Below are 13,515 nucleotides of genomic sequence, written 5' to 3' on the forward strand. Positions count from 1 at the left end.
ACGCCTGTAAACGCTACGGGGACCACGTTATCGCCAAAGTGTTTAAGATTGGTTCACCATATCCATTAACCGGACGGTGATCCGCTGCCTCGTCGTTGGAGATTGGACAAAATCTTGCCGGCCGCGGATCGAAGACGACGATCATGTCCATGCCGATGCCGTGTGCACGGTCTTGCCCTCGCTTGCGGTGCGGGCGAAAGCTTGGAACCGTCCAGGGGCCGACTCGAAGGCTTTCTTCAGGCGTCCAGCATTTCCCGCACGGCTTCGGCGAGCTGCTTCAGCGAGAACGGCTTCGGCAGGAAGCCGAACTTGGCGTCGGCGGGCAGGTTGCGGGCGAAGGCGTCCTCGGCGTAGCCGGAAACGAAGATGAACTTCATGTCCGGATAGGATTTGCGTAGTTCCCGCAACAGCGACGGGCCGTCCATTTCCGGCATGACGACATCGGAGACGACGATGTCGACCGCGCCGTTCAGCTCTTCCATGATGTCGAGCGCCTCGACACCCGAGCCCGCCTCATGCACCGTGTAACCGCGCGTTTCCAGCATGCGCTTGCCGCCGCGGCGCACCGCCTCCTCGTCCTCGACGAGAAGGACGACGGCCGAGCCGCCGGTGAGGTCGCGCGGTTCCTTTTCCGGCGCCTGCACGACGGCCGCGGGCTGCTGCTCGCCGGCCTGCGCGGTCGCGGCGGTCTCGGCAGCCGGCACGGCCTCTTCGGTATGGCGCGGCATGAGGATGCGGAAGGTCGTGCCCTTGCCGACTTCGGAATCGAGATAGATGTAGCCGCCGGACTGCTTGACGATCCCATAGACCATCGAGAGGCCGAGGCCGGTGCCCTTGCCGACTTCCTTGGTGGTGAAGAAGGGCTCGAAGATCTTGTCGATGATCTCGGGCGGAATGCCGGTGCCCTGGTCGGCGACCTCGACTTCCACATAGTCGCCGGGCGGCAGGTCGCGCAGGTTTCGTGCCGCGGCCTCCTCGGCCTCGACATTGCGCGTGCGGAAGGTGATCGTGCCGCCTTCCGGCATGGCGTCGCGCGCATTGACGGCAAGGTTGATCAATACCTGTTCGAACTGGCCGAGATCCGTCTTCACCGGCCACAGGTCCCGGCCGTATTCGACGTCGATCTTGACATTGGTGCCGGTCATCCGGTCGACGAGCATGCGCAGGTCGCCGATGACGTCCGTGAGGTTCAGGACGGTCGGCCGCATCGTCTGCTTGCGCGAGAAAGCGAGGAGCTGGCGCACCAGCACGGCGGCGCGGTTGGCGTTGCGCTTGATCTCCATGAGATCGGCGAAGCTCGCATCGGACGGGCGCGCGGAAAGCAGCAGGTGGTCGGAGGACAGCAGGATCGCCGTCAGAACGTTGTTGAAGTCGTGCGCGATGCCTCCGGCGAGCGTGCCGACCGCATTCATCTTCTGCGTCTGCGCCATCTGGGTCTCGAGCGCCTTCTGCTCGGTGATCTCGACGGCATAGACGATGGCGGCCTCTTCCGGCGCCTCGTCGCTCTGGTCGATAACGGCGTTCACATAGAAGCGGAAATGCCTTCCGTCGTCGCCGGGATGCAGCGAATCGAGCGGCGGAATGTCGCCCTGCCGGTCCCTTGCCGCATCGAGCGCCGATTGCAGACGCAGGCGGTCCGTCTCGTGCACGATGGTCTCGAGCTTGGCGCCGCGGTCGATATCGTCACGCGAGACGACGCCGGAGAAAAGCTTGAGGAAGGGCGCATTGGTGCGCAGGATGCGCCCGTCGCCGTCCACCGAGGCGATGGCCATCGGCGTGTTGTTGAAGAAGCGCGTGAAGCGCATCGAGGCGATGGAGGCGGACTGGTCGTTCTGGCTCCCCTCTTCGCGCGCCAGCACGATGGTGCGGCTCTCGCCCGGCGCGCCGTCGCGCATGGAGGAGACGCGGTGCACGATGCGCACCGGCAGGCTCTGGCCGTTGGTCTTGCGCAGGTCGAGGTCGAGCGTCTCGGTACGCTTGAGGCCCGGCTCGGCCTGCACGGACTGGATGAGCGCTAGCCCCTCGCCCGCCACCACGTCGGCGATGGAAAGCGAGCCCGGATGGAACTTCGTCAGGTCGATGCCGAGCCATTCGGCGAGCGTGGCGTTGAGATAGACGATCTCGCCCTTGCGGCCGGCGGAGAAGAAGCCGGCCGGCGCGTGGTCGAGATAATCGATGGCGTTCTGCAATTCCTTGAAGAAGCGCTCCTGATCGTCCCGCTCGGAGGTGATGTCGGAGATCTGCCAGATATAGAGCGGCTGGCGAGCATTGCCGGAATTCGGCAGGACGCGCGCCTTGAGGCGATACCAATGGGCGCCGGAACCGTTGGTGGAAGACGGGTTGAGCGCCTTCTGGACGCGGAACTCCTCCGCCCCTTCCTTGCCCTCGTGCAGGCCGTTCGTCAGGCGGTAGACGGCCTCGGTGGCGTCGCGGTTGCGCGACAGCAGCGTTTCCAGCGTCTGCACTTCCGCCTCGCCCTTCGCCCCCGTCAGCGCCCCATAGGCGGCGTTGGCATAGACGATGCGGCCCTTTCGGTCGGTGACGACCGTGCCGTCCGGATGCGAATCGACGAAGGCGCGCGCAAGCCCGTCCGAACCGTTCGCCTGCGGCATGATCTCGATGAAGCCGATCAGCGCGGAAACCACGAAGAAGATGCCGGCCATGGCGAGCACGCCGAGGACGCCGAGCACGATCTCGTTGTCGAGCTGGTTCTTGAAGAGGATGAAGGCCCCGGCGGACGCCGCCAGGACAACCGCGAGCAGCACGATGCGCAGCACCACCGCCGGCCGCAGGCCGCGGTCCACGATCGGCACATTGTCCTCGCCCGGCCGCTTCATCGTCGTCATCAATCCCTCGTCTGCAGCTGTCCGGCCTTGCGCTGTGGCCGGACCCGATGCCAGAATCATGTTTATCCGCCCGAGGGAAGCGCAAAAAGCCGCCCGGGGGAAGCAAGGCGGCGAATTCACAGGGAATATTCGAGGTCTTACCCTCGCAATTTCCGCATGCTGCCATAGTTGGGCGGCGATGACAGCGGCAATAGGTGCTGGACAAGCGGCGTGCCGCGCTTGTACGAGCCCGTAAAAAGCCGTCAAATGCTGTCAGTTTGACGAAGCAACCCGTCCACCGAGGAGTGACTGCGCCATGCCCCAGGAGATCCTAGCAGAGAACGGCATGAAATTCGCCATTGCCGTGGCGGTGGTGCTGCTCGGCCTTCTCTGCCTCGCGCTGGTGCTGTGGATCATCCGCGGCCGGCCCTCCTCGCCGTTCATTCGCGGCGGACGCAACCGGACGCCGCGCCTTGCCGTGCTGGACGCCGCTGCGATCGATACGCGCCGCCGCCTCGTGCTGGTGCGCCGCGACGATGTCGAGCATCTCGTCATGATCGGCGGCCCGACGGATATCGTCATCGAATCCCGCATCGTCTCCACCGCTGCCGAAACGGCCCCGGCCGTGGAAAAGCCGGTCGAGAAGGCCCAGCGCGCCGAGCCCTCGCCCGCCGCGCAGGAGGCAATCGCCAAGACTGCCGAGACCCCGCTCGCCGCCCGCTCCGCCACGGCGGGCGTGGCCGCCGGAACCGTTCCCCTCGCCGCCGAGCGCCGGCCGGCCGCGCTGCCGGAAGGCGTCTCGGCCATGAGCAAGGTACTCTATTCCGGCGACGAGGATGCCGCTGTCCGCGCCCTGCCCGCGCGCCCGGTCCAACAGCCGGCCGCCGTCACTCAGCAGGCGCAGACCGGCACGCAGCAGCGCGCGCCCGAGCGCCGCGTCGAGGAGATGCTGGAGCAGAATCGCCAGCGCGTGCTGTCGCCGCAGACGGCTGCAACCACGGCGCAGGCCACGGTCGCCCAGCCCGTGCAGCGCCCCGTCACCAGCGCGGCGATCACCAACCCGACGGCGAGCGCCGCCGACAATCCGGCACTGGTGAGCGAATTCGAAAAGATCCTCGAAGCGGAAATGGCGAACAATGCCGCTGCCGCGGCGGCCATTCCGGCCCGGACCGTCACCCAGCCGACGACCAATCCCACGCAGACCGCGGCGATGATCGGCCAGGGCCAGTCCGCCGCCAAGAGCCGCGAGGAGACGGAAGCGGAAATGGCCCGCCTGCTCGGCGAGATCGCCGCGAACCGCAAGGCCTGATCTTCCGGCCCGACTAGGGAATCGAGGCGTGAAGGATCACGCCTCCGGCGCGTGACAAACCGCTTCGATATTGTGCCCGTCGGGAACGATGACGAATGCCGCGTAATAGTTCGCGTGGTAGCGGGGACGCAGGCCCGGCGCGCCATTATCCTTGCCGCCTGCTTCCAGAGCGGCACGGTGGAAGGCATCCACCTGCTCCCGGCGCTCGGCGACGAATGCAAGGTGAAGATGCGCCGGCTTCTCCTCTGTCCGGTAAAGACACAGCGACACCTTGCCGTCAGAACTCATCTCGACGCCATAGGCCGGCGTTCCTTCCGAGACGACGGCCACGCCGAGCGGCGCGAGCGCCTTGAGAAAGAAGGCCTTGCTCGCCTCATAGTCGCTGACGCCGAATTTCACATGATCGAACATGGTTCCTCCTGAAGCCCGGACAACGCTGGCTAGGGTTCGAAAACCGGAAACCAAAAAGCCGCCGGGATATCCGCGGCGGCTTTTGGCAGTCTTCCCGATGTCACGCGGTCCGAAAACCGCCCGCACCGGACAATGTCCGATGTTCGATCCTTGCCGGCGCGGCCTGCGAGCCTCCTCGGACCCGCAGGAAACGCCTACTCGTCGCGATACACCTTCTCCCGACGCTCATGGCGCTCCTGCGCCTCGATCGACAGCGTTGCGATCGGGCGGGCGTCGAGACGCTTGAGGCCGATCGGTTCGCCGGTTTCCTCGCAATAGCCGTAGGTGCCTTCGTCGAGACGCTGGAGCGCCGCATCGATCTTGGAGATCAGCTTGCGCTGGCGGTCGCGAGCGCGAAGTTCGATGGCACGGTCGGTTTCCGAGGATGCCCGGTCCGCGAGGTCCGGGTGGTTGGCGCTTTCTTCCGCCAGATGATCGAGGGTTTCGCGCGCTTCGCGCAGGATATCGTTTTTCCAGGCGTTCAACTTCGCTCGAAAGTAGGCGCGCTGGTTTGCATTCATGAATTCCTCGCCCTCATCGAGGACGAAATTGCTAAGATCGATCTTCTCACTCAACGCGATTCTCCTGAAGAACATCTCAAGGCGCGCTGTATATCCCCACGGGTAACGCGATTCAAGCCTGCCGGGACTTACCCACGGTTTTCGCGCGTGCCTCTATTTTAAACCCTGCCAGACTAATATTTCATCAAGATTACAACGGGATGGGGAAAACGTCCCCGAATCGGCCCCAAATTTGCTTGCCGCTTCACACGAAAAGGTGTCCCCAGAATGGGCCAAGCGCCATCCCTGCCGTGAATTTAAGCACAGAATTCTTGCCATGCCGGCAACGGCGCAAAACCGGTTGATCTTTCCGGCAAGGAAAGACATGAAGTCTGAAGACGGCATCGATCATGCCGCAGGCGGATGGAGGACAGACTTGGCATCTCTCGGCACGCCGGCCTTCCGGCTCTATATCCTTCGCCACGCCCGCGCCGCTTGGGCCCAGCCCGGCCAGTCGGATTTCGACCGGGCGCTCGACGACGACGGCTTCGCCGAAGCCGAGGTGATCGCCGAGGAAGCGGCCGATCAGGGCTACCGGCCGGACCTCATCATCTCCTCGACCGCCGTGCGCTGCCGCCAGACGGCGGAACCGTTCCATCGCGCCGTCAGCGAGGAGCTTTCCATAGACTATGTCGACTCGCTCTATTCCGGCACGATCGACGCCTATGCAGAGCTCGCCTTCGCGAACCGGCGGGAAAGCGCCGTGATGGTCGTCGGCCACAATCCGATGATCGAGGAATTCTTCCATCGCCTCGTCGGCAAGGAGATCGCCGAGACCGCCGCGCCCTTCGGCTACCCGACGGCGGGCCTCGCCATCCTCGATTTCGACCGGCGCCCGACGGAAGAGGATTACACGGGCGCCTGCCTTGCCGGCTTCATGGCGCCGCGTCCGGCCCATTGACGAAACGGCGTCGCCTCTTTTCCTGCCGGATTTCGTTTCCTATATCGCCCTCGATGCTGGAAAGAGACCTTGCCGCCTAGCCTGACCACCTTCACCGACGAAGCCCGGCTCGCGCTCGATGCGCTCACCGGCCGCGCCACCAATCTCGTCAGCCCGTCGATCCGGCTGGGCGTGACGGGTCTTTCGCGCGCCGGCAAGACGGTCTTCATCTCCTCCCTCGTGCACAATCTGCTGAACGGCGGACGCCTGCCGCTGTTCGAGGCCGGCCGCTCCGGCCGCGTCTCGAAGATCCGGCTGGAGCCGCAGCCGGACGACGCCGTGCCGCGCTTCCAGTACGAGGACCATATCCGCGCGCTCGTCGCCGACCGCCTCTGGCCGGACTCGACCCGCGCCATCTCACAACTCCGCATCACGCTGGATTACGAGAGCGCGTCCGGCTGGGGCCGCCTGTTCTCGCCCGGCAAGCTCTCCATCGACATCGTCGACTATCCCGGCGAATGGCTGCTGGACCTGCCGCTGCTGGCGCAGGATTTTCGCACCTTCAGCCGGAACACCGTCGCGCTCGCACAGTCCGGCATTCGCGCCGAGCTTGCCCGCGACTGGCTCGCGCTTTCCGGCACGGTCGATCCCGCCGCCCATGCGGAGGAGGCCACCGCCCGGTCGCTAGCCGAAGCCTTCACCGCCTATCTGAAAGCCTGCAAGTCCGACGAGCGCTCGCTTTCCACCCTGCCGCCCGGTCGTTTCCTGATGCCGGGGGACCTCGAAGGTTCGCCGGCGCTCACCTTCGCCCCCTTGCCGAACCTTGCCGCAGGCAGTCCCGCCAGGGGCTCGCTGCATGCGATGATGGAACGTCGCTACGAGGCCTACAAGGCCCATGTCGTGCGCCCCTTCTTCCGCGAGCATTTCGCCCGCCTCGACCGGCAGATCGTGCTGATCGACGCGCTTCAGGCGATCAATCGCGGCACTGAAGCCGTCCACGACCTGGAGCGGGCTCTCGGCGACGTGCTCGACTGCTTCCGCGCCGGCGCCAACAGCTTCCTCTCCTCCTTCGTCACGCGCCGCATCGACCGCATCGTCATCGCCGCCACCAAGGCCGACCACCTGCATCATGAAAGCCATCCGCGGCTGGAGGCCATCACCCGGCGGCTGGTCGAGCGCGCCATCGAGCGCATCGGCATGAGCGGCGCGGGCATCGAGGTCATGGCGCTCGCCTCCGTGCGCGCCACCCGCGAAGCGACCGTCAAGCACGATGGCGAGGACCTGCCGGTCATCGTCGGGGTGCCGATGGCGGGCGAGAGGATCGACGGCGAAGTCTTCGACGGCGAGCGGAAAACAGCGATATTTCCCGGGGACTTGCCGAAGGATCCGGATTCACTTTTTCAAGCGCTTGAATCGTCCCCTGAAGGCGAAGCGCCGCATCTTCTCAATTTCGTCCGCTTCCGCCCGCCGCATATCGAGGAAACAGGCGGCGGCCTGAAACTGTCGGTGCCGCACATCCGCCTCGACCGGGCGCTGCAATATCTGATCGGAGACCGGCTCGCATGACAGACCGTCCGCGCAGGCCCGCCGCCTTCTCGCTTCCGCCCGCCTCCGCGGCGAAGGAACCGGAGCGGAGCAAGCCCCGCACGCCCGCCGCCTTCGACGATGCCGTGACGCTGACGCCGGACGCGGACGACCCCTTCATCACCACCACGGCCGACCTGCCCGAGCTTCAGCCGCCTGTCGCGACGCCCCGCCCGCGCCGCCTGACGCTCGGCCGCATCGCCTTCGGCGCGCTCGGCCTCCTCCTCTCGCTCGCCGTCGGCCTCTGGGTGGATGCGCTGATCCGCGATCTCTTCACCCGCAACGACTGGCTCGGCTATCTCGCAATCGCCGCGGCCACCGTCGCCGTGCTCGCCCTCCTCGGCGTGGTGTTACGCGAACTGATCGGACTGCGCCGGCTCGCCGCCGTGCAGGACCTCAAGCACGATATCCTCGCAGCCGCTGCCTCCCCGACGCCGTCGGTTGGCCGCGCCATCGTCTCCCGCCTCGTCCATCTTCTCGCCACCCGGCCGCAGACCGCCCGGGGGCGGGCAAGGCTCGCCGAGACCGAGGGCGAGATCATCGACGCCGCCCATCTCGTCGACCTTGCCGAACGGGAGCTGATGGCCCCGCTCGACCGCGAGGCGCGGGCATTGATCCTCGGCGCCGCCAAGCGCGTCTCCATCGTCACCGCCGTCAGCCCGCGCGCGCTGGTCGACCTCGGCTATGTCGTCTACGAAAGCAGCCGGCTGGTGCGCGGCATGGCGGAACTCTATGGCGGAAGGCCGGGCAAGATCGGCATGCTGCGCCTGATGCGCGACGTCATCGCCCACCTCGCCGTCACCGGCTCCATCGCCATGGGCGACAGCCTCGTCCAGCAGGTGCTCGGCCATGGCATCGCCTCCAAGCTCTCCGCGCGGCTCGGCGAAGGCGTCATCAACGGCCTGATGACGGCGCGAATCGGCATCGCCGCCATGGACCTCTGCCGGCCCATGCCCTTCCGGGCGCTGAAGCGGCCCGGCATCGGCGATTTCATCGGCGACCTGACGCCGGGAACCGGGAGCAGCCGCCGCGACGAGGCGTGACCGGACTGCAACACCCCGGTTTTCAGGGCCTTGGCCATCATCAAATACGAATGGACAGGGCGGCGGGAAACCGTCCATTAACCATTTTCGCGCAAATCTCCTCTCACCAGAGCAGGCCAGATGGCCGTCGCCCATCAAGGATCGTTCATGTACTCGCGCACCTCTTTGATCGCCCGCGTCTCCGTAGCGGCCATTCTCGCAACCACCACCTTCGTCCTTCCGGCCGCCGCCGGCTCGCGCGACAAGGCATTCTTCCAGCAGGTCGCGGGCAACTGGCAGGGCAGCGGCGAAATCGTCGCTGGAAAGTACAAGGGCACCAAGTTCAGCTGCGACCTCACCGGCGACACCGCCGCCGCGAAGGATGCCGGCATCCAGCTCGACGGCTTCTGCCGCGTCGGCGTGTTCAAGCAGCCGATGTCCGCGCTGATCACCAAGGCGGGCGCCACCTACAAGGGCAAGTTCCTCGACGGCGCGAACGGCAAGGGCCTCGACATCACCTCCGGTCAGGTCGCCGGCAACAAGGTCGTCGTCGGCATCAATCGCCAGAAGCTCAACGGCGCGATGATCGCGCGGCTGGAGAGCGACAACAAGATGAACATCACCATCTCGGTGAAGGTCGAGAACAAGATGGTCCCGGTCATCGGCCTGTCGCTCGACCGCAGCCTCGACGACATCGCCGTCGGCTCGATCAAGTAAGGCTCAGGCCTTCCACCAGTCCGGGCCGGCACTCGCCGGCTCGATCCCCGCGACATCCGCATCCTTAAGCCATGCCTCGACGGTCCGCCCCTCGACAATGAGCGTCGGCGCGACATCCGCCAGCGGCATCAGTACGAAGCCGCGCGCCGTCATGCGCGGATGCGGCAGTTCCAGCCGGCCACCCGCTTGCTTCACGCCCTCATAGGTCAGGACATCGATATCGATAGTGCGCGGCCCCCAGCGCTCCTTGCGCTCGCGCTTCATGTCACGCTCGATGCCGAGACAGGCGTCGAGAAGCGCTTCCGGGGCAAGCATCGTCTCCACCAGCGCGCAGGCATTGAAGAACCAGTCCTGGTCCGTCTTGCCCCAGGGCGGCGTGCGGTAGAGCCGCGACACGGCAACGACGCGACAGTCCGGCCGTGCATCGAGCATGCGCAGCGCCTCCGCCATCAATCGCACCGGATCGCCGATATTGCCGCCGAGGCCGAGCGTCGCCCGGCGGAAGGGCTCAGACGACATGATCGACCGTCACCTGGACATAATCGAGCACGCCGGGCACCGGCGCGTTCGGCTTGCGCACGGTGATGCGCGCGCGGGAAATCTGCGGGAAGCGCGCACAGAGAACGGTGGCGATCTCCTGCGCCAGCGCCTCGATGAGGTAGCGCCGCTGGCCGGTGACGATCTTCTCGATCTCCTGGAAGGCGACGCCGTAGTCGACGGTCGATTCGATCGCATCGTCGGAAAGCGGGCGCAGCGGCCGCACGTCCAGCTCGGCATCGACGAAGAAGCGCTGCCCCAGGAATTCCTCGGCATCGTGCAGGCCGTGGCGGGCGAAGAAGGCGCAGTTCTTGAGCGTGATCGTATAAGTCGTGGTCATGGTCTATCCTGTCCGGTTGGCTCTCCGGCGCGCGCCTCGCGCGCCTTCACCTTGCGCCCTGCGTCGAGCATAGCATCCGCCATGGCAAGCGCATCCCTGTTGATTGCGACATCGTGCACCCTGAAGACCGCCGCGCCGGCGACACGCAGCAGCGCCGTCGTCGCGGCCGTGCCCGCATCCCGCTCCGCCGCCTCGCGGCCGGTGACCGCACCGACGAAGCGCTTTCGCGACGTGCCGGCGAGAATGGGCAGTTCGAAACCGAAAAGCGCGCCGAAACGCGCCATGAGCTCGATATTCTCGTCGGTATCCTTGGCAAAGCCGAAGCCGGGATCGAGCACCATCGCCTCGGGGGCGACCCCAGCCTCCCGCGCGATCTCCAGCGAGCGGCCGAGGAAGAGATACTGGTCCTCCACGACGTCGGGGAGCTTCTGCCGGTCGCGGCCGGTATGCATGATGCAGAGCCCCGCCCCGGTCTCGGCCGCCACGCGCGCGATATCGGGCTCGCGCTGTAGCCCGTGCACGTCGTTGACGATATGCGCGCCGGCGGCAACGGCGAGCCGGGCGGTTTCGGCGCGGTAGGTATCGACGGAGAGAATGGCGTCCGTGGTGCCGGCAAGCGCCTCGATGACGGGCAGGATCCGGTCCTGCTCCTCGGCGGCCGTCACGGTCGCGGCGCCGGGCCGGGTCGATTCCCCGCCGATGTCGATGATTTCGGCGCCCTGCTCCAGACAGAGGATCGCCTGCGCCACCGCGGCATCCGCGCTGTCGAACCTTCCGCCGTCGGAAAAGGAATCGGGGGTAACGTTGACGATCGCCATCAGAATGCCACGCGGGCCGAGTTCCAGATGCCGACCGTGCGCAAGCGCCCAGCGGAAGGGTTCGAACGGCGAGAACATGGCGGTTTCCTCCCGCGATTAACCAGTGCCCTGAAAGGGTGTTGCGCTCGCCGAGCCTATGCCCCAAGCTTAAAGGAAGTTCAACCGGTTCAGCGTATCGAGCCGGCACACCATCGGGCGGATCCGGTGGCGAAAGGAATGCTGAACCGAAATGAAGACCATCGCCCCCCTGATGGCCGTTGCCGCCCTCGCCTGCCTCGCCCTCCAGCCGGCCCGCGCCGAGACGATCACCTCCAAGTCCTTCGCCTATTTTTCCGTCGGCGGGCGCACGGCCGCCGAACTCGACGAAGAATTGTCGAAGCGCGGCCCCGTCATGAAGCACAGCGGCTCGCGCCATCCCGGCGCCACGCGGATCAAGTGGGGCGGCTCCGTCACCTATGTGCGGCGCGGGGACCGCTGCGCGGTGGGCAATGCCAGGGTCACGCTCTCCACCCAGATCATCCTGCCCCGCTGGAAGAACCGCAAGCGCGCGACGCCGTCGCTCGCCCTCATCTGGGACACGCTTTCCGCCGACATCCGCCGCCATGAGGAACGCCACGCCGAAATCGCCCGGAACCACGCCCGCGACCTGGAGCGCACCCTCAAGCGCCTGCCGCCGGAAGCAAGCTGCGAGCGCATGCAGGCGCGGGTCGACCGGGTGACCGCCGATGCCGTCGCAAAGCACGACGCCGACCAGGCGCGCTTCGACCGCATCGAGTCGAAGAACTTCAACGACCGCATGATGCGCCTGCTCACGCACCGCCTCAACAACGGCAAGTGAGTAAAGGCCGCAGGGCCTTGCATGTATTTCCCGAAAAATTCCCAGTGCAACCGGAACGGATCAAGCCGAGAGCGGCGCGTCCTGCACAAAATCAGTGGTGAATTTTAGCGATAGCGCAATTCTGCAAATCACCTTATCGTCATTCCAACAGCGATCGGGAAGTTTCTCTTGCTTTCCAACGCAGCATGAATTGGTTTTGACAGGTTCTCCTGGCGCATCCCTATCGAAGCAGCAGGTGTTCTCCTCCCTCTCCTGACTGCGATGCGCCCTCCTGGCCTCGCTCGTCCCTGGTGACCGGCGAGGCATTTTTTTGTCCATCTGTTCTTAGGCAAGAACAGACCTCACCCGCTCTCTTCTTCATGCGGGAAGAAGAGCGGCAAGGTTTCTATCCGGAGGATGATGTCAGGCCTGGCGTTCCGGCACGTGGACGACGAGCCCGTCGAGTGCATCCGACATCTTGATCTGACAGGAAAGCCGCGAAGTCGGGCGGACATCGTAGGCGAAGTCCAGCATGTCCTCTTCCATCGCTTCCGGCGGGCCGACGACGGCGCTCCAGGCATCGTCGACATAGACATGGCAGGTCGCGCAGGCGCAGGCACCGCCGCATTCCGCCTCGATGCCGGGCACGGAATTGCGCACGGCATTTTCCATCACCGTGGAACCGTTGGCGACATCCAGTTCGTGACGCGTGCCGTCGAAGGCGACGATGGTGAGTTTGCTCATGATGACTTCCGGATCCTGTAGGCTGCCCGGTGCGGGCATGTGGCTGGACGGCAGAGAGGGTGCGCGCCGCCGGTTTTCCGGCGGCTGTTTCCAACAAAACCTGTCACCAGTCAACATAGTGCGCCGCATCCGGGACTTTAAGGACCCGGCGCCGCACGGCTGCCTTGCGGCAGGGGCTGTCGCTCAGCGGCAGAGTTTCAGGATGAAGTTTTCAGCCTCGACCACGGCGGCCGTGACATTCGCCAGCGCGACGGCATTTGCGGGATTGCGCTCCAGCGCCTCGGCGGCCGCGCCGACGATGGTGGCGCCGACGGACTGGGCCGAGCCCTTGAGGCGATGGGCGACAGCGGCGCGGGCGGGGCCCTGCGTTTCCGCGATCTCCTTCATGCTGGCGCGGGCCTGCCGCGCGAACATCTGCAGCACTTCCAGTTCCAGGGCCTTGTCGCCCATGGTCTGTCGGGCAAGGTGTACCAGATCGATCGGCCGTCCATTCGGAGGACACATGCCGCCCGGATTGTCGGGCGCCTCGAATGCGATGTTGAGCGCTGCCATTGCCAATATCCTTATATACGCTACGTACGCTTGTTTCGTTGTGATGCACGCAGATGCCGGCGGGTGGCGCGAGCGTTTTCCGCCCTTCCGCACCGTCCGCCCGGCAATTCATTCTGCGCGGCCGGCGCGCCTATCCGATTAAAAGGCGGCGCAAAATGGGCATGAATCGCAAACTATGGTTAACGGCTGAAAAATTGCCGTTTTCTCAAGTTTTCCATCGCGATACGGATTCGTCCGATTTTAACTTCCTGTTAAGTTTCGGGCGAAGGGAGATGGCAATGAATTGTGTGATACAGGCTAATGTGTCACTACGATACGACCGGGTAGTCCCGGTGGATAAACCGTGCGCGGAGATACACC

The 13,515-nt window shown here is 65.4% G+C and carries 14 protein-coding genes; 6 read left to right on the forward strand and 8 right to left on the reverse strand.

What is annotated here, in order from left to right; genetic code table 11:
- Positions 1-236 precede the first annotated feature (236 nt).
- Positions 237-2,846: a cell cycle histidine kinase CckA gene (cckA, locus tag ACZ48C_RS08320; RefSeq protein ID WP_464782712.1), complete on the reverse strand. Its 2,610-nt coding sequence runs from the start codon at positions 2,844-2,846 to the stop codon at positions 237-239.
- Between the two features lie 295 nt (positions 2,847-3,141).
- Between cckA and ACZ48C_RS08325 the strand changes: the two genes are divergently transcribed.
- The gene (locus ACZ48C_RS08325; protein ID WP_464782713.1) at positions 3,142-4,134 is read left to right on the forward strand and encodes a flagellar biosynthetic protein FliO; all 993 of its coding nucleotides are present in this window, start codon (positions 3,142-3,144) and stop codon (positions 4,132-4,134) included.
- A 36-nt stretch (positions 4,135-4,170) separates the two neighbouring features.
- On the opposite strand, the gene ACZ48C_RS08330 is transcribed toward ACZ48C_RS08325, so the two are convergent.
- Together ACZ48C_RS08330 and dksA are read right to left on the reverse strand one after the other, a co-directional pair.
- Positions 4,171-4,545: a VOC family protein gene (locus ACZ48C_RS08330; RefSeq protein ID WP_464782714.1), complete on the reverse strand. Its 375-nt coding sequence runs from the start codon at positions 4,543-4,545 to the stop codon at positions 4,171-4,173.
- 194 nt (positions 4,546-4,739) lie between these two features.
- Positions 4,740-5,159 carry an RNA polymerase-binding protein DksA gene (gene dksA, locus ACZ48C_RS08335; RefSeq protein WP_119256227.1) on the reverse strand — a complete coding sequence of 140 codons (420 nt, stop codon included), beginning with the start codon at positions 5,157-5,159 and terminating at the stop codon, positions 4,740-4,742.
- A 361-nt stretch (positions 5,160-5,520) separates the two neighbouring features.
- On the opposite strand from dksA, the gene ACZ48C_RS08340 reads away from it, so the two are divergent.
- The 4 genes from ACZ48C_RS08340 (at position 5,521) to ACZ48C_RS08355 (ending at position 9,347) form a co-directional block, all read left to right on the forward strand.
- Positions 5,521-6,045, forward strand: a complete 525-nt coding sequence (locus ACZ48C_RS08340; protein WP_245424797.1) for a SixA phosphatase family protein — start codon at positions 5,521-5,523, stop codon at positions 6,043-6,045.
- 69 nt (positions 6,046-6,114) lie between these two features.
- On the forward strand, positions 6,115-7,590 hold the full coding sequence (locus ACZ48C_RS08345; protein WP_464782715.1) for a YcjX family GTP-binding protein: 1,476 nt from the start codon (positions 6,115-6,117) through the stop codon (positions 7,588-7,590).
- Complete coding sequence (locus ACZ48C_RS08350) at positions 7,587-8,651, forward strand: YcjF family protein (RefSeq protein WP_464782716.1); 1,065 nt, start codon at positions 7,587-7,589, stop codon at positions 8,649-8,651. The genes ACZ48C_RS08345 and ACZ48C_RS08350 overlap by 4 nt, the downstream gene beginning before the upstream one ends.
- Positions 8,652-8,798: 147 nt before the next feature.
- Positions 8,799-9,347, forward strand: a complete 549-nt coding sequence (locus ACZ48C_RS08355; RefSeq protein ID WP_464782717.1) for a hypothetical protein — start codon at positions 8,799-8,801, stop codon at positions 9,345-9,347.
- A gap of 3 nt (positions 9,348-9,350) precedes the next feature.
- Here ACZ48C_RS08355 and folK read toward each other — a convergent pair whose 3' ends face one another.
- Genes folK through folP form a run of 3 tightly spaced genes read right to left on the reverse strand, consistent with a single transcriptional unit; the run spans position 9,351 to position 11,120 of the window.
- Positions 9,351-9,866, reverse strand: a complete 516-nt coding sequence (gene folK / locus ACZ48C_RS08360; protein WP_464782718.1) for a 2-amino-4-hydroxy-6-hydroxymethyldihydropteridine diphosphokinase — start codon at positions 9,864-9,866, stop codon at positions 9,351-9,353.
- The gene (folB, locus tag ACZ48C_RS08365; RefSeq protein WP_464782719.1) at positions 9,856-10,224 is read right to left on the reverse strand and encodes a dihydroneopterin aldolase; all 369 of its coding nucleotides are present in this window, start codon (positions 10,222-10,224) and stop codon (positions 9,856-9,858) included. The genes folK and folB overlap by 11 nt, the downstream gene beginning before the upstream one ends.
- A complete protein-coding gene (folP, locus tag ACZ48C_RS08370) occupies positions 10,221-11,120 on the reverse strand; it encodes a dihydropteroate synthase (RefSeq protein ID WP_464782720.1) in 900 nt (299 codons plus the stop codon). The genes folB and folP overlap by 4 nt, the downstream gene beginning before the upstream one ends.
- Positions 11,121-11,271: 151 nt before the next feature.
- On the opposite strand from folP, the gene ACZ48C_RS08375 reads away from it, so the two are divergent.
- Positions 11,272-11,880, forward strand: a complete 609-nt coding sequence (locus tag ACZ48C_RS08375; RefSeq protein WP_464782721.1) for a DUF922 domain-containing Zn-dependent protease — start codon at positions 11,272-11,274, stop codon at positions 11,878-11,880.
- Positions 11,881-12,282: 402 nt separating this feature from the next.
- On the opposite strand, the gene ACZ48C_RS08380 is transcribed toward ACZ48C_RS08375, so the two are convergent.
- Positions 12,283-12,603 carry a 2Fe-2S iron-sulfur cluster-binding protein gene (locus tag ACZ48C_RS08380; RefSeq protein ID WP_119256218.1) on the reverse strand — a complete coding sequence of 107 codons (321 nt, stop codon included), beginning with the start codon at positions 12,601-12,603 and terminating at the stop codon, positions 12,283-12,285.
- Between the two features lie 183 nt (positions 12,604-12,786).
- Positions 12,787-13,155 carry an Hpt domain-containing protein gene (locus tag ACZ48C_RS08385; protein WP_119256217.1) on the reverse strand — a complete coding sequence of 123 codons (369 nt, stop codon included), beginning with the start codon at positions 13,153-13,155 and terminating at the stop codon, positions 12,787-12,789.
- Positions 13,156-13,515 lie beyond the last annotated feature (360 nt).

It is taken from the genome of Shinella sp. 1A1 (genome assembly GCF_055379515.1).